14 protein-coding genes are annotated in these 16695 nt (G+C 62.7%); 5 read left to right on the plus strand and 9 right to left on the minus strand.

Annotation, left to right across the window (positions count from 1 at the left end):
• Positions 1-64: 64 nt before the first annotated feature.
• From bcaP to ACIGJB_RS26865, 8 genes are all read right to left on the minus strand, one after another.
• A complete protein-coding gene (gene bcaP, locus ACIGJB_RS26830; RefSeq protein ID WP_483733003.1) occupies positions 65-1462 on the minus strand; it encodes a branched-chain amino acid transporter BcaP in 1398 nt (465 codons plus the stop codon).
• Positions 1463-2114: 652 nt separating this feature from the next.
• Positions 2115-3155, minus strand: coding sequence for a porin (locus ACIGJB_RS26835; protein ID WP_483733004.1), 1041 nt, complete (start codon positions 3153-3155; stop codon positions 2115-2117).
• 205 nt (positions 3156-3360) lie between these two features.
• Positions 3361-4752 (minus strand): aldehyde dehydrogenase family protein, encoded by a 1392-nt coding sequence (locus ACIGJB_RS26840; protein ID WP_483733005.1) that lies wholly within the window; start codon positions 4750-4752, stop codon positions 3361-3363.
• A gap of 46 nt (positions 4753-4798) precedes the next feature.
• Positions 4799-6112 (minus strand): MFS transporter, encoded by a 1314-nt coding sequence (locus tag ACIGJB_RS26845; protein WP_483733006.1) that lies wholly within the window; start codon positions 6110-6112, stop codon positions 4799-4801.
• A gap of 109 nt (positions 6113-6221) precedes the next feature.
• On the minus strand, positions 6222-7193 hold the full coding sequence (locus tag ACIGJB_RS26850; RefSeq protein WP_483733007.1) for a Bug family tripartite tricarboxylate transporter substrate binding protein: 972 nt from the start codon (positions 7191-7193) through the stop codon (positions 6222-6224).
• Between the two features lie 78 nt (positions 7194-7271).
• Positions 7272-8336, minus strand: a complete 1065-nt coding sequence (locus ACIGJB_RS26855) for an isocitrate/isopropylmalate dehydrogenase family protein (protein WP_483733008.1) — start codon at positions 8334-8336, stop codon at positions 7272-7274.
• Positions 8337-8351: 15 nt separating this feature from the next.
• Entirely contained in the window at positions 8352-8777 is a 426-nt protein-coding gene (locus tag ACIGJB_RS26860) for a cupin domain-containing protein (protein ID WP_483733009.1), read from the minus strand.
• A gap of 42 nt (positions 8778-8819) precedes the next feature.
• Entirely contained in the window at positions 8820-9737 is a 918-nt protein-coding gene (locus ACIGJB_RS26865; protein WP_483733010.1) for an amidohydrolase family protein, read from the minus strand.
• Between the two features lie 420 nt (positions 9738-10157).
• On the opposite strand from ACIGJB_RS26865, the gene ACIGJB_RS26870 reads away from it, so the two are divergent.
• The 4 genes from ACIGJB_RS26870 (at position 10158) to tnpC (ending at position 13944) form a co-directional block, all read left to right on the plus strand.
• Entirely contained in the window at positions 10158-11039 is an 882-nt protein-coding gene (locus tag ACIGJB_RS26870; RefSeq protein ID WP_483733011.1) for a GntR family transcriptional regulator, read from the plus strand.
• A gap of 496 nt (positions 11040-11535) precedes the next feature.
• The gene (gene tnpA / locus ACIGJB_RS26875; protein WP_483733012.1) at positions 11536-11940 is read left to right on the plus strand and encodes an IS66-like element accessory protein TnpA; all 405 of its coding nucleotides are present in this window, start codon (positions 11536-11538) and stop codon (positions 11938-11940) included.
• Positions 11937-12275 carry an IS66 family insertion sequence element accessory protein TnpB gene (gene tnpB, locus ACIGJB_RS26880; RefSeq protein ID WP_058698242.1) on the plus strand — a complete coding sequence of 113 codons (339 nt, stop codon included), beginning with the start codon at positions 11937-11939 and terminating at the stop codon, positions 12273-12275. Before tnpA ends, tnpB begins: the two co-directional genes overlap by 4 nt.
• 70 nt (positions 12276-12345) lie before the next feature.
• Positions 12346-13944, plus strand: a complete 1599-nt coding sequence (gene tnpC, locus ACIGJB_RS26885; protein ID WP_483733013.1) for an IS66 family transposase — start codon at positions 12346-12348, stop codon at positions 13942-13944.
• A gap of 776 nt (positions 13945-14720) precedes the next feature.
• Here tnpC and ACIGJB_RS26890 read toward each other — a convergent pair.
• Positions 14721-15605, minus strand: a complete 885-nt coding sequence (locus ACIGJB_RS26890; protein ID WP_483733014.1) for a LysR substrate-binding domain-containing protein — start codon at positions 15603-15605, stop codon at positions 14721-14723.
• Positions 15606-15707: 102 nt separating this feature from the next.
• Here ACIGJB_RS26890 and ACIGJB_RS26895 point away from each other — a divergent pair, with 102 nt between their 5' ends.
• Positions 15708-16694, plus strand: a complete 987-nt coding sequence (locus tag ACIGJB_RS26895) for a Bug family tripartite tricarboxylate transporter substrate binding protein (RefSeq protein ID WP_483733015.1) — start codon at positions 15708-15710, stop codon at positions 16692-16694.
• Position 16695 lies beyond the last annotated feature (1 nt).

The raw sequence follows: 16695 nt of genomic DNA on the forward strand, positions 1-16695 counted from the left end.
GGATGGGGCGGGTAGCCCCATCGCGAATGGTGGTGTCCGCGTCGCTTCTTGCGGGCAGCCCTTGCTAGCGGGTGGCGCCGTGCAGCACCGCATTGCGGCGCGCGTACAGGAAATAGACCGCAAGACCAATCCCGAGCCAGGTGAGGAAGGCGATCCAGGTCAGCGCCTGCAGGTGGGCCATCAGGAACAGGCAGAAGCCAACCGATAGCAGCGGCACCACCGGCACGCCGGGGCAGCGGAAGGCGCGCGGCAGTTCGGGACGCGTGCGGCGCAGCACCAGCACCGCGATCGAAATCAGCGTGAAGGCGGAGAGCGTGCCGATATTGATCAGCTCGGCCAGCACATTGAGCGGCACGAATGCGGCGATCAACGCGAACACGATGCCGACGGTCCAGGTGGCAAAGAACGGCGTGGCATGTACGCGATGCACCGACGACAGCCGCGCGGGCAGCAGGCCGTCGCGCGACATGGCGAAGATGACGCGAGTCTGGCCAAAGGTCATGACCAGGATCACCGTGGTCATGCCGAGAATGGCGCCCAGGTCGACAAAGCCGGCCACCCAGTTCTGTCCGGCGAATTGCAGTGCCAGCGACACGGGATGGTCCACGCCCGCGAATTTGGCGAAGGGCACGATGCCAGTCATGATCGCCGCCACCACCACGTACAGCACGGTGCAGACCGCCAGCGAGCCGATGATGCCGATGGGCAGGTCGCGGCGCGGGTTGCGGACTTCCTCGGCGGCCGAGGTCACGGCGTCGAAGCCGATGAAGGCAAAGAACACCAGCGCTGCCGCATTGAACACGCCGCTCATGCCGAACGGCGCAAATGGCTGCCAGTTCACCGGCTTCACGTGCCACACGCCCACGGCGATGAACAGCAGCACCACGCTGATCTTGATCGCCACCATCACGTTATTCAGCCGCGTCGATTCCTTCACGCCGTACGACACCACCCAGGTGATCGCCAGCATGATCAGCATCGCCGGCAGGTTGACCATGGTCTCGACACCGGGCACCGCGCCTGGCGCCGCCGTGAGTGCCACCGGCAGCTTCAGGCCGAAGCCGGCGACGAGCGACTGAAAATAGCCAGACCAGCCCACCGATACCGCAGAGGTGGCCAGGCCGTATTCGAGCAGAAGGTCCCAGCCGATCATCCAGGCGATGATCTCGCCGAGCGTGGCATAGCTGTAGGTATAGATCGATCCCGACACCGGGATGGCGGAAGCAAACTCGGCATAGCAAAGCGCGGCGAAGCCGCAGGCCATGGCCGCGATGACGAAAGACACCGTCAGCGCCGGGCCGGCGGTCAGCGCGCCGGTGCCGGTCAGCACGAAGATCCCGGTGCCGATGATGGCGCCGATGCCCATCATCACGAGATCGATCGGCCCGAGTACCTTCTTCAGGCCGCCAACGTGGCTGTCCGCCAGCATGGCGTCAATGTTCTTGGTTCGAAACAAGCTCATACAGGTGTCTCCTCTATGTGCTGCCGTGGCGATCGCACGGGCCCGCGCCGGAGTTGGCGGCGGGTCATGCGGGCGCGATGGCATCGGGGCAGCGTGCTGCCGGGTAGGCGGCACGGCTTGCCGGCACGCTGGTCGCGCGCCGGCCCCGGTATTTGTTGGAATTACCCGGTGGCGCCGCCTATTGCAGCAAAGGCGGTCGCAGCACCAGAGGGCCGCTCACGACGACGCGGACGTTGTCGAGCGTGCGGGGAAGGTAGAGGCTGGCCACGGCCAGGGCTTCGCGCAACGTGGCGAAAGTGAGGGATTCACGCTGTCTGTCTCCGTATGCTTCTTTTGTTCGGAGCAGTGTAGAAAGCGCCCACGCCATCGTAAAATCAAGAAATCCAACACCTGATATCTTGAAAACAGATAGCGGAAGGATGGGCGAGCGCCGACGCATCAGGCATCAAACGAGGCCACTGAGAAGTGGACATTGAGAGAGGGGGGAAGATTGCAGGTCAGGATGATCTGGCAGGGCAGGCTGGCCGCATCGACCCAAACGAGTTCACGGCAATTTTGCGGAAGGCCGGGTTCGGCCAGTAACGGACACTGACCTCATAAGATTCAGTGTCCGCTCTGGCATTGTCTGCGGTCGTTGCCGAGCGTGCCCCGCTCAGAAGCGATGTCGTAGACCGACGCCACCTCCCACCTTGCTTCCCTTTACCCCCATGAAACCCGGCAATGCATAGTTGCCTTTAATCCGATTGAAGTCCACTTCGGCATAGACGTCGGTCCGCTTGGACAAGCTGTAGTCCGCAACGCCCGTGACCATGATGCGGCTGCCGCCCGGATCCTTCTGATGATCGTAGTGCGAAGCGACCGACAGAGTCAGCGCCGAGGAGGCCTGGACCGCAAAGCCGCCGGTAAATACATCGTTGCGCTGTGCGCTCACATCGAACCGGTTGTTGAGGTACCCGAAGGTCAACTTGACAATGCCAAGCTGGTAGCCGCCGCCCAGTCCCCACACCTTCCGTGCTTCCGGCATAGTGAGTGCGTTTGCCTGTTGCCAGAACGCCCCGACATCCATCGGTCCCCTCGTATAGCCCAGGGAAAGGCCATAGCTTGAACTGCGCTTGGCCTGCCCCGCGACCTCACCGAAGGTATAGTGGGCGCCTGCAGTGAACGCGCCCCATTGGCCGAAGTACTTGGCCATGTTGTCCTGACGCGGCCCCGTGTAGCTGTTGATGATGGTGACAGCGTCGAGGTTCGGATGGCCATTCGGCTGGAACCGACCGGATGCATCGTAGCCGGTCGTGAACTGGCGCCCGAAGGTAAAGCGGCCGATGGTGGCGTGGTTCAGTCCAACCCAGGCTTGACGGCCAAACAGACGGCCCTGGTTGTTCGTACTCTGTTGTCCGTAGTTCGCCGTGCCGGTTGCCTGGGCCGAGACACCAGTGCTGGGGTCGAAGCCGCTCTCCAGGTTAAAGATGGCCTGCAGGCCGCCGCCCAAGTCCTCCGCTCCCCGCATGCCCCATCGCGATCCGTTGAAGTAACCGTCGGTCAGCTCAGCCAGATTCTTGTCCCCGGCATTATTGTTGGAATAGCGAATCGTCGTGTCGATGACCCCGTACAACGTCACGTTTGAAGCCGTCTGCGCCTGGGACTGTGTGGCCGATGCCATCAGCGCGATGCCCAGAAAGACCTTTCCCTTCATTCGACCTTCTCCTCCGTTTTTTTATAGGCTCGAAATGCACTGGCGCGGCGAATCCAGCCAAGCCATATAGAAGCGCGCCGCGAGAATCCTGCGGACGAACGCTCTCCCTACCGATCCGCTGGCATATATGTGTGTGGCCCTGTAGAGCCAGCTTCGAATCGATCGGCCGCAGCCCCGGACCAGCCAGGGCACACGTCAGGGACGCTCAGGCAGACGCCACGGCCCAATAAGTGCGGGCGTTGGTGAATTCGCGGATGCCCGCGGCGGCAAGCTCGCGGCCGTAGCCCGACTTCTTCGTGCCGCCAAATGGCACGCGCGCATCGGAAGCCGTGATCGCATTGATGAATGCCGCGCCGCTGGTGACGCCCTTGGCGACGGCCAGCGCGCGCTGGGTCGATCCGGCCCACACGCTCACCGACAGGCCGAACGAGGTGGCATTGGCCAAGCGGACAGCATCAGCGTCGTCCCTGGCCACGGCGATGGCAGCCAACGGGCCGAACGTCTCTTCGTCGAAGGCAGCCATGCCGGGCTGGGCGTTGCCAAGTACCGTAGGCGCGTAGAAGTTGCCTGGCCCGGCCACAGCCTGGCCACCCGCCAGCAGCACTGCTCCGGCTTCGACCGACCGGCGCACCTGCTGGTCCAGCGCGTCGCGCAGATCGGGGCGAGCCAGCGGCCCCATCTGCGTAGCGGCCTCGTTCGGATCGCCGACGACGAGTGCCTGCGTGGCCTGTACAAATCGCTCGGTGAATGTCTTGGCAATACCCTCCGAGACGATAAAGCGCTTGGCGCAGACACAGCTCTGTCCGGCGTTGTGGAAACGCGCCTTGACGGCTGCGGCCACGGCCTTGTCGAGGTCGGCGTCGTCCAGCACGATGAATGCATCGGAACCGCCCAGTTCCAGCACCGACTTCTTCGACGCCCGGCCCGCGGCCGCGCCGACGGCGGCACCAGCGCGGTTGGACCCCGTCAGTGTCACGGCCGCGATGCGGTCGTCCTGGATCAGGCCATCGATCACCTGCGGAACCTTCGGTTCGGCGACGACCAGCGTGGTAACGAGATGCTTCGGTAGCCCGGCGTCAAGGAAGAGCTTCTCCAGCGCCAACGCACAACCCGTGACGTTGGGCGAATGCTTGAGCAGTACCCCGTTTCCGGCCGTGATCGCCGGAATAGCGAAACGCATGACCTGCCACACTGGGAAGTTCCACGGCATCACGGCCAGCACCAGGCCGATCGGCTCGTAGCTGACCCACGCGTCCACCCCGTCGATGCCGGCCTTCTCATCGGCGAGGATGCGCGCCGCGTTGTCCGCATAGTAGAGGGCGGTAACTGCGGATTTCTCCATTTCGCCGGCCGCCTCGGGTAGCACCTTGCCCATCTCCGCTGCGATCAATTCCGCAAACGGTTTGGCCTGGCGACGCAGTTCTTCCGCCAAGCGGCACACCGCCGCAACACGATCCGCCAACGGTTGCTTGCCCCATGCCTTCGCGGCGGCATGGCCGGCGCTAACAGAAGCTTCAATCTGCTCTGCGGTCCAGCCTTCGTAGGTCTTCAGCACGGCACCCGTGCTGGGGTTGTAGGTCGTAATGGTTTGGGTCATGGCTATCCTTCGGAAGACCAGTCAATGAACGATATTGGGTAGGTGTCTAGTCCTTGCGCACGAGCAAGGTGAGCGATGCGGTCAGCGACGCCGAAACCATCAGGATGGCCGCCATCGCCCAGATGCCCGGGGAGAACTGGCCGGTCGACTCCTTCAGGTATCCCATCAGATAGGGGCCGGCGAATCCGCCCAGCGTGCCGATCGAGTTAATGAACGCCAGGCCGCCGGCCGCTGCCACGCCGGTCAGGAAGCGGGTCGGAATCGTCCAGAAGATCGCCCGAGCCGAGCTGACGGCCACGACTGCGATGCTGAGCCCGGCCAGTTCCCACGCAAAGGACTCAACGACCGTGGACAAAGCCAGCCCGATGGCGCCGAGCACGCAAGCCAGGGCCAGATTCAGGATCGTCTTGCCGCTGCGGTCCACGATGCGCGCCCAGATCAGCATGCCAACCACCGCCGCGATGTACGGGATGGTCGAGAGCAATCCCACGGCCATCGTGCTGTAGCCACGGCCTTTCAGGATCAACGGCAGCCAGATGCCGATGCCATACGAACCCAGCACGAAGCCGAACTGGATGGCCGCCAGCAGCAGGACGCGGCCATCCTTCAAGGCGCCGAACAGCGCCTTCTTGGGCTTCTGACGCGGCTCTTCATCGAGCATCTGCAGCAGTTCGCTGCGCTCTTCCTCGGTCAGCCAATGTGCATCCTTCGGATGGTCACGTAGCACCATCAGCACGGCGATGCCGATGAACACTGCAGGCAGCCCCTGCACAATGAACATCCACTGCCAGCCGTGCATGCCGAGCAGACCTTCAAGCTGCAGAAGAAGGCCCGACATGGGACCGCCAATCACCGACGACAGCGGCACGCCCAGCATGAAGAACGCCAGCACCCGTACGCGGTACTGCGCAGGGAACCAGCAAGCCAGGAAGAACGTCACGCCGGGAAAGAATCCCGCTTCCGCCACGCCCAGTAGCAGGCGCAGGACATAGAAGCTCGTGGGGCCCTGCACCAGCGCCGTGGCGGTGGCCGCGATGCCCCACGTGATCATGATGCGCGCCAGCCAGCGGCGTGCACCGTACTTGTAGAGTGCAAGATTGCTAGGAATCTCGCACAAGCAATAGCTTGCGAACAAGATGCCGGCGCCCCACCCGAACTGCGCCGGCGTGAGACCGATGTCCTGGTTCATCGTCAACGCCGCAAATCCCACGCTCGTGCGGTCGATGTAGTTGAAGATGAAAGCCAGCGTCAGCAGCGGCAGCAAACGCCACGCGTTCTTGTTCATCGCTCTGCGCCGCACTTCCTGCTTTGCGGCTTCGGGCGACGCGCCGACATCGATCGGCATTGGGTGGGAATACATAACGATCCTTCTGTTCAAGACAAAGACCTGCCCCTGGCGGCCTGCATGTCCGCCATGGTGCAGCGCCTCGGGGCAATCGCTCCGGCGCGGCAGAGGGTTGAGGAATCGGCTAGTCGGCCGTGACGTTCGCAGTTTTCACGACGGCCGACCATCTGGCCGATTCGGCGCGCATGAAGCGGGCAAGATCATCGGGAGAACCACCCGCGGGTTCCGCGCCAAGCTGCGCCAGACGCTGCTTTGTCGCGGACTCCCTGAGGATTTCATTGACCTGCGTATTAAGGAACTGGATCGCCTGCTTCGGCGTACCGGCCGGCGCAAGCAAGCCGTACCAGGCCGGCGCGTCGAAGCCATTCAGGCCGGCCTCGGCAAAAGTTGGCACCTCGGGCAGCTCGGGCAAGCGATGCGCGCCCGTGACGGCAATGGCACGCAGCTTGCCGCCTTTGAGCTGGGGCAGCGCGGATGCCGCGGTATCGAACATCATCTGTACCTGTCCGCCGATCAGGTCAGTAACGGCCGGGCCGCTGCCTTTGTAGGGCACGTGGATCATCTCGGCGTTGATCATGCTGCGGAACAGCTCACCGGCCAGATGCACGGACGTGCCCTTGCCACCCGATGCAAAATTAACCTTGCCGGGATTGGCCTTGATGTATCGGATCACACCCTTGAGGTCCTTCTCCGGAAAATCCCTGGTCACGACCAGCACCGTCGGAGACGTTGCGATTTGCACCACTGGCACGAAGTCCTTTTCCGCGTCGTAGCGCAGCTTCTTGTAGACGAAGGGATTGATCGACAGCGCCACCTGGCCGAAGAGCAATGTCTGGCCATCCGGCGTCGCGCGGGCTGCCGCCTCATTGCCAATATTGGTGCCGGCACCGGGACGGTTGTCGATGATGAACTGCGCCTTCGTCTTTTCGGACAGGCGCGCGGCGATATAGCGCGATACGTTGTCGCTGCCGCCCCCCGGTGCGAACGGCACGATGATGCTGACCGGCTTCGTCGGGTAGTTGCTGTTGGCGCTGGCACTGCCGAGGAACGACACACTGGCGAGCGTCACCGCCAGCAAAGACTTGAATGCTTGCATGCTGTCTCCGGATGTTCTTCTTGGTGTAGGCAGGCGCGGCGGCGGTCTTGCGGCACCGCGCCTCTCTCCAGGCTGGAATCAGCCCTTGGCGATGCTTTCGGCAACGGCCTTGCCGAACGCGGCGCAGCCCATCGTGCCACCCAGGTCCGCCGTGCGCGTGGCGGGATTCGCCAGCACCTTGTCCACCGCGGCATCGATCGCTTGCGCAGCGGCCACGAAATTCGGCTTGTCACGGTGTTCGCCGAGCCACTGCACGAGCATGGCCACCGACAGGATCATCGACGTCGGATTGGCCTTGTCCTGGCCTTGGATATCCGGCGCAGAACCATGCTGGGCCTGCGCACAGCACAGCGAATCGCCCGCCATGACGGAGCCGCCGAGGCCAAGGCTGCCCGACAGTTCGCTGGCCAGGTCCGAGAGGATATCGCCATAGAAATTCGTGGCCACGATCACGTCGAAGCGCGACGGGTCACGTACCAGGTAGGCCGTCGATGCGTCGACCAGCAGGTCGTCGAACTTCACCTCGGGGAATTCCGCGGCCACCTTGCGGACTTCCCGCAGAAAGAGGCCGTCGGTCATGTGGAAGCTGTTGGCCTTGTGGATCGCCGTCACATGCTTCTTGCGCTTCATCGCCAGTTCGAACGAACGGCGTGCGATGCGCTCCGAGCAATGGGCCGTGATCTTGCGGACCGAGATCGCCATGTCCTTCGACGGCATCATCTCGCCCCAGCCTTCATACATATTGCGGTCGGGATAAAAGCCCTCGGTCGCCTCACGCATGATGACGAGGTCCATGTCTTTCGCGCCCTTGCCCAGGAAATCGCGCGAACGCGACGGACGCACGTTGGCGTACAGGTCCAGGTCGCAGCGGAATGCCGCCGAGATGTTGCGGCCGCCCTTGTCCGGTGTCGGATAGTCCGCGTGGGATTGGGTGCCCAAGATGACGCCGTCGTACGAGATAGCTTTGTCGAGCACCTCCTGGCGCAGTGTGGTGCCGTACTTTTCGAGGCTGGTGAAGCCCACATCTTCATAGTCGAACTGCAAGCCCAGATCAAAGGCCTGATCGGCCTGCTTCAGGACGTCGATCGAGGCAGCAACGATTTCGGGGCCAATGCCGTCGCCCGGGAGAACAAGAATACGCATGATGGAAACTCTCAGTTAAGCCTTGGGGGTCTGGTGCTCCGCCGATACGGGGCGCGTTTCGCCGCTGTCGACCAATGTGCGTGTGGCGTCGATCGTGGCGTAGATCCACAAAATCTTCATCGGCGCCGTCTTCGACAAGTTGCGGAAGCGGTGCGGCACGTTGGGTGGAATGAACGTCGTGTCCAGCGGCTTGAGCCGGTATTCGAGCCCGTCGATATCGAGCATCGCCTCGCCTTCCACCAGCACCACGCTTTCCTGGCAGTTATGGCTGTGGAACGGGATCTCGACGCCGGCGGCAAACGACGTGTAGCCGGTAATGAAGCTGTCCGAGCCAATGGACTTGCCGACCAACGGGGTCGTGCTGGCGCCACCGCCACGGTCATAGTTGGGCAGTTGGTCGGGCTTGAGCAGCACGGCGCCCGATGGTGTCTTGATCGTCATGATGAAACTCCGGGGGAGGATTGCTGAATCGTGGATGCGGGGTCAGGCCGCTGCATGGCCAAAGCCATAAAGCCGGGCCGGGTTGTCGACGAGAATGCTTTGCAGCAGCACGGGTGTGTTTGCCCAGCCAGCAAGCTGGTTCAGTGCGCGCCCGGCATCCTCCTTGCGGAAAGGCTCGATCTGGTCGAGGTTGCCGGTACGGTTGCCCGAACTTCCGGTATGCGGCCAGTCCGACGCCCACACCAGCCGGTCCGAACGCGCCTCGATCAAGGCCCGTGCAAATTCGGTGACATCGTCGAAGTCTGGCGCGCTACGCGATGCACGATACGGGGCCGACAGCTTGACGTAGGCATTGCCGTGCTTCACCAGTTCGACCACATTTGCGAACGCTGCCTTCTGCTCGTCCTTCTTGTGGGTCTTGATGCCAGCAAAGTGGTCGAGCACCACCGGCACCTTGAGCGCGGCGATATCCGCCGCCAGTTCGGCAATCACGTCGACATCCGCATAGACCTGCACCGCCCAACCCAAAGGGCCAACCAACTGCTCCGCGCGCTTCAGTTGAGTCAGGGCAAAGTCGTGGTTGCGTTGGCCGCTGACTTCCAGGTTCAGGCGGATACCACGCACTCCCCGGGCATGCATGGCCTGCAGCGCTGCGGGTGTGGTCGCCTCCAGATCGATCACGGCTACACCGCGCGCCCGCTCGCCGAGCCGACCCAGTGCATCGAGCAATGCAGCATTGTCAAAACCGTAGACGCTCGGCTGCACCAGCACGATGCGATCGATGCCGATGTGCTGCTCGAACGCGATCAAATCCTCCACGCGTGCCGGGCCGGGCGTGTACGAACGCTTGGCGGCGAACGGAAAGCGCGCGCCATCGAAAACGTGGACATGGCAATCACAGCCTCCAGCGGGCGGCTTGAAAGCCGGGACGCTGACGTGGCGAACGAGATCCGGGTTCACGGGGATTCCTTGTTTGATCACACCAGTTGTATCGGCTGCCTTGGCTTCAAAGAGGGTAAGTCCGCCAATGGCCGCAAGGCCAGCCTGAAGCACTTGTCTGCGATGCACTGTTGTCTCCTGTTGTTTTCGGCCGCGCCGCCGCTCGGTGACGCAATGGATGGCATTTTATAATTTCAAAGAACCATGTAAAGGGTTTTTTGAACAAACAAAGAACCAAACGGCATCCATGCGCCCGGCAACCATTGCGGCACAAGGCTTTGCAGGATTTCATTATGGTTTACCCGACGCTGGCTTTAGAAGCCCGTGTAGTGTGAGGTGTCAAAGACGTTGCCTGATCAAGGCTGCGCATTGGCACTTTGGGACGCCAAACGACCTACCAATGATGTGATAGCATTTGCCAACCGGTTTGGAACGTTTCCCATGGCCCGCCAACTCGCCGCCGTCCTCGCGGCAAATATTCACCAGTACATTTCCGCCGCCGGCATGGCGCCAGGCACCCGCCTGCCGGAGCGCACGCTGGCAGAGCAGTTCCGGGTATCGCGGTCGCCGGTACGCGAGGCGTTGCGCCGTCTCGCGACACAGTCTGTGGTCGTCGCCCACCCAGAGGGCGGGTATGCCGTAGCCGAAGGGGGCCCCGCCGTTGCAGCCAACGGCAATGAGCCTGATGCCGCACAAGGCGACGATAGCGAGGCGATTTATTTCAGGATTGCGGAGGAACGGCTCAATGGCGAACTGCCCGCCCGTTTCACCGAGAACGAATTCATGCGCAGGTATGGCATCACCCGCGCTCAGTTGGGCGCGATCCTGCGCCGCATGACGCAGGAGGGTTGGGTCGAACGATTGCCCGGCCACGGATGGATGTTTTTGCCGGTGCTGACTTCGGCGGAAACGTACAAGCAGGGCTACCGGTACCGCTTGCTCATCGAAGCCGCCGGCATTCTGGAGCCCTCCTTCGTGCTCGACCGGGACGCGCTATTGCGCTGCCGTGCCGAACAGGAAGCGCTGGCCAACGGCGGAGTCCACACAGCAACGGCAGCAGCATTGTTCGACGCCAACAGCCGCCTGCATGAGACGATCGCAGCCTGCTCAGGCAATGCCTTCATTCTCGAAGGCTTGCGCAGGCTGGACCGTTTGCGCCGACTGATGGAGTATCGCAAGGCCGTGGACCGCGACCAGGCCGAACGCCGCTGTCGCGAGCATCTGACGCTGATCGACATGCTGCTGGCCGGCCAACAGGAAGCGGCGGCGGATTTCATGCGCTTGCACCTGCGCAACGCGGTGCGCGAAAAATCCGATAGCTAGTGACAGCGATGGATTGGCGGGTTGCCAGCCATCGTGACGTCGGCCGCATAGTTTCGGGTCTCCTGGCAGATGTTACTTAGGGACAAACGAGGTTAGATAGCCAGACTGGATCTCGACCGCGATTGGCGCTGCGATAAAGCTCCGTCGCTCCAATCGATGTCCGCTTTAGCGACCGAATGAGCCATAGGCTTTCTTTGATCGTACGGCCGAGATGGGTCAATCAGAGACGGTGGCAAACCTTCGCCGCGGATGTGATTTGTCCGTTGGAACCCGAGGAGCGACGGGCGATTTATCTGGGGTTAAAGAAATTCCTGATGGAGCAGGGATAAAGTATCCCCTGCCCCACATCCGACTATGCCGCCGCTGCGGCTTCGATCGCATCGCCAACTTCACTGACTCGGTCTGCCAGCAGAGCCAGCGTAAGCGTCCAGTTCTTCCGCCTTGAATCGATCCACGGGATCCTGCATCGTCCCCACGATGGAGGATCGTGGGGACGATGGATCGAGTGTCGACAACTATCGAGCGGCCGCGCCGCAGAGAGTACGGCGCCGAGTTCAAGGCGACGGTACTGGAGCAAGCTCGCCAGCCTGGGGCATCGGTGGCCGGCGTGGCGCTCAGCCATGGGCTGCACCCGAACATGGTGCACAGATGGGTCAGAGAGGAACGTGAACGCCAGATGCGGGCAACGCAGCGCGAGAGCCGTGCGTTTATTCCACTGCATGTTCAGCCTTTGACACCAACCATGCAGCCGGCCGAGGCGGTCCCATGCGAGACGCCAGCTCCGGCAGCTCCCGACGCCATCCGCATCGAGATCCAGCGCCCAGGCGGCACGCTGGTTGTGCACTGGCCTCTGTCAGCGGCACAGCAATGTGCCCAACTGCTTCGGGACTGGCTGCGATGATCCGCATCGACGCGCTGTGGTTGGCCGTCGAGCCCATCGACATGCGTGCCGGCACCGAGCGGCTGCTGGCGCGCGTGGTACAGGTCTTCGGCGCAGCCCAGTCTCATCACGCCTACCTGTTTGCGAACGCCCGCCACACCCGCGTCAAGCTATTGATACATGACGGCTTTGGCGTGTGGTGCGCCGCTCGCCGCCTCAACCAGGGACGATTTGTCTGGCCTGCGGTACAGGCCGGCGCCACCGGCGCACAACTGACGCAGGCGCAGTTCGACGCCCTGGTCCTCGGCCTACCTTGGCAGCGCCTGGAGGACCTGCGCGCCATTACGCGGATATGAGGATGATCACGGCGCGTTGACAGCATAAATCCGGATGGTGGTAGTGCCCGGTGGCTGGCACGATGGTTCCATGCTGAACCTGCGCCAACTACAAGACCAAGGCCTTCAGGACCTCGCGCCCGAGGACGTGCTGGCATTGGCGCAGCAGATGCTCGCACACATTCAGCAGCAGGAACGCGAGATCAAGCTCAAGGACGTCAAGATCGAGAAGATCACCTTCGAGCTGGCGCGACTCAAGGCCTGGAAGTTCGGGGCCAAGACCGAGGCGATGAGCGCTGAGCAGCGCCGGCTGTTCGAGGAGTCCTTGGCCGAGGACGAGGCCAGTCTGCAAGCGCAGTTACAGCAGGCCAAGGGCGAGCCCTCTGTTGAAGACAACACCAGGTCCACGCGCAAGCCCCGTCGCCAGCCACTGCCGGCCCACCTGCGCCGAGTCGAGCATCACCACGAACCCGAGGATACTCACTGCCCAACACCGGGCTGTGGACGGACCATGGTACGCGTGGGTGAGGACGTCAGCGAGAAGCTGGATATCGTGCCGGCGGAGTTCTTCGTGCACCGCCACATCTATGGCAAGTGGGCCTGCCGCTGCTGCCAACGCCTGGTACAGGAACCCGTCGAACCCCAGATCATCGACGGTGGGCTGCCTGCAGCCGGGCTGGTGGCGCACACGCTGATCAGCCGCTTCGTCGACCATCTGCCTTACTACCGGCAGGAGACGATCAACGCCCGTTCGGGCGTACACACGCCGCGCTCAACACTGGCTGCCTGGTCCGGACGTGCTGGTGCGGCGCTCGAACCGCTCTATGAAGCGCACAAGCGCTTCGTACTTGCAGCAAGGGTGCTGCACGCCGACGAGACGCCGGTGGCATTGCTTGACCCGGGAGCCGGCAAGACCAAGCGAGCGTACGTCTGGGCCTACTCGCGCGGCGCCTTCGATCCACTGCCTGGCGTGATCTACGACTTCTGTATTGGCCGAGGCGCGCAGTACCCGATTGCCTTCCTGGGAGGTGCCAGCGAAGACCGCAACGAGCGATGTTGGCAAGGTACCTTGGTGCGCGACGAATACGCTGCCTATGACAGCGTGTTGCAAGCCAGCCCCGGTCGCGTAGCGGCGGGATGTCTTGCTCATGCCCGACGTCGGTACGACGAACTGCTGCGGAACCAGGGCAACAGCACGGTCGCCCCAGAGGCGCTGCGTCGCATCGCGCAGATCTACCGTCTTGAGCGCGAGCTCGCCACGCTGAGCAGCGAGCAACGTCAGGCCAGGAGGCACAGCGACGCCAAGCCGCTGTGGGAGCAACTGCATGCCTGGCTGCAACTGGAGCGGTCACGTGTGCCTGACGGCAGCATCACAGCCAAGGCGCTCGACTACAGCCTCAAGAACTGGCCGACGCTGACGCACCACCTCCTCGATGGAGAGGTCAGTGTGGACAACAACAGCCTAGAAAATCTGATCCGCCCCTGGGCCCTAGGAAGGCGCTCGTGGTTGTTCGCTGGCAGCGAACTGGCCGGTCAGCGCGCCGCGGTCGTGATGAGCCTGGTGCAATCAGCCAGGCTGCAAGGGCACGATCCATGGGCCTACATCACCGATGTGCTGACCCGCCTGCCCACCCATCTGAACAGCCGCATCGACGAGCTGCTTCCCCACAACTGGCGTCCCGCACGCTGAGCGCGTCTGCTCTCTCACAACCGCTCCCAACCGGCAAGGTGGGACGGCGAGACGCTTACGAGCCAGCGCGGCCTGGCACAGGCCTCTCAGTGCATCGGCCGTGGTTGGACGCAGCGCCACGATCCCGTCATCCTGGGCATTGCAGTCGCTCTGAGTAAGCAGAGCCAGGACACTCACTGCGCCACATGCGACTGAGTGGGCCTGATCCAGCAGGGTGAGCAATAACAGTTGTCGGGGAATGGACAATGAATCCGTCCGAGCTGCGCGCAGGGTTTCGGGACTGAAGTACGAGATTGGGTCGTCGAGCGGCGGGGGGATGAAGGAATCGGAATCGATGGCAGATTGATACGCACTGTCGATCCGGTCGTGGATGGAATCGGGCATTGCTGACCTCAGTAAGGTATGAGCAAAGGACCACCACTCTTTGTCATATGAGGTGGCAGGCCTGACGGCGGGGGTGAGAAAACCGGACATTACGGAAACCGGCCCAGCACGAAGCTGGCCCCGCCCGGCCCGCCGTAAAGCAGTTGCGTGCATCGGGAGGATGACTGACCGCTTGCGCCATCAGTCGCCGTAATGTGAACCGGGTTCTCACACCCGGCCCCTGATGTATCAGGAGCCCGACCAGTCTAGGGAACCCTGCCGTTCACACTCAAGTTCGCGATTGTGAAAGATTGATGCGGGAGGTCAATCGCAGAATGCTTTTACTGGCCATGCGTGCATGGCGACGCATTCGCTCGCGGGCCGTTGAGCCGGTACGGCTCAGCCAACTCGATTCAATGCGCCTCGGCCTGGACCCAATCCAGAAACGCGTCCTGCGCGGCGCTACGGGGCCGCTGCGCGTCCACGCAGGTGAAATAGCCGCGCCCGGTATCCACGGGCAACTCGAAAGGCTTCACCAGCTCGCCGGCTTGCAGTTCGCGCTCGACCAGGCAAGGCTGCGTCAGCGCGATTCCCAATCCCGCCTTGGCCGCAAAGATCAGGTTGATGCTCAGGTCGTAGCCAGGGCCCAGCTTGGGCGTGGCCCTGAGTCCCGCCGCCTTGGCCCACAACGCCCAGTTCTCCGGAAAGTTCGTATGGTGCAGCAGCACCTCCTTCAGCAAATCACCCGGTCGTTTCAAGCGCGGCAGTAGCGATGGCGCGCACACGGGAACGATCTCGCGGCCGAGCAGGTATTGCACTTGCATCCTGGCCGGCCAACGCCGCTTGGGTCGCTTCACTTCAATCCAGATGTCGACGTCGTCGCGGCTGAAGTCCTCGTCATGACGAAACTGGCGCATCTCGACATCCACGTCCGGATGCGCCGCCCTGAAGCGCGCGAGGCGCGGAAGAAGCCATTGTGTACCTAGCGTAGGAATCACGCTGAGCCGTAGTTTCCCGTCAGCGCGCGGCCCCTGCAGCCGAGTCGCTGCCACTTCCAGTGCCAGGACATGGCGCTCGGTCAATTTGCGCAACTGGCGGCCTTGTTCGGTCAGTGCCACGCCCTGCGACGACCGTTCGAACAACTGGCAATCGCCCAGGTGCTGCTCCAGGCGTTGTACGGCTCTGCTGACGGCAGCCTGGGTCACGCACAGTTCCTCGGCCGCCAGCCGGAAGCTGCGCAGGCGGCTCACCGCCAGAAAGGCATGCAGTTCCACCAGCGAGGGAGAGCGAATCTTCATACCCTTGATTACATTTTGTTATCGTTATCGACCGTTTTGTCGTTTGCCTGCCGGCTGGCGACTGCTTAACCTTCGTGACACACCCTAACTCGCACGCCGGCAATGACCATCAATCGTCGCACCTTTCTCAAAGCAACCGCCCTCGGTAGCCTGGCCGGCCTGGAGCTGCCCGCCTTCGCTGGTGACAAGTATCCTAGCCGCCCGATCTCCCTGGTTGTGCCATTCACGCCCGGAGGTTCGGTCGACGTGTCCGGTCGCCTGATCGCCGAGAGGTTGGGCAAGGCACTTGGCCAACCTGTCGTGGTCGACAACCGGCCCGGCGCCGGCGGCGCCATCGGCTCGACCTATGTATCGAAAGCACAGCCGGACGGCTACACGCTCATTGTCACCTCGCAGAGCACGCATGTCGTGAATCCCGCGATGAACCCCAGACTGCCTTATGACGCAGTGAAGGGCTTCTCGAATATCACGCTGATCAGCCGGCTGTCAAACGTGCTGCTGTGCAATGCATCGCTGCCGATCCGCAACTTTGCCGACCTGGTCAAGTACGCACGGGCCCATCCCACCGCGCTGAACTATGCCAGTGCCGGGGCGGGGTCGGTGTCGCACGTCAGCATGGAACTTCTCAAGAACCAGGCTGGCATTCCCATGACGCATGTGCCCTATCGCGGCGCCGGCGCGGCGCTGACGGACCTGCTGGGCGGACAGGTGCAGTTGACCTGGAATAACCTGTCCTCGAACCTCGACCACATCCTCCAGGGCAAGCTGCGTGCGTTGGCCGTGGCGGCGCCCGCGCGCGTGCCGCAACTGCCGGATGTGCCGACCTTTGCCGAACTCAAGCTGCCTGACCTGAACGAGACGTCATGGAACGGCCTTGCCGCCCCGGCCGGCACACCGCATGCGATTGTCCAGCAACTCTACCTGGCGGTTCGCAAGATTCTCGCGGATCCTTCAACTCGCCCGACCTGGATCGCGAAGGGCATGATCGTGCCGGAAGACATTACGCCGGAAGCCTATACCAGGGAAACGGAGCAGCGCATCAAGTTCTACCAGCGCATCGCCAAAGACAATCGCATTACGCTGGACTGAC

This window comes from Cupriavidus sp. C2SS-8b, assembly GCF_057073745.1.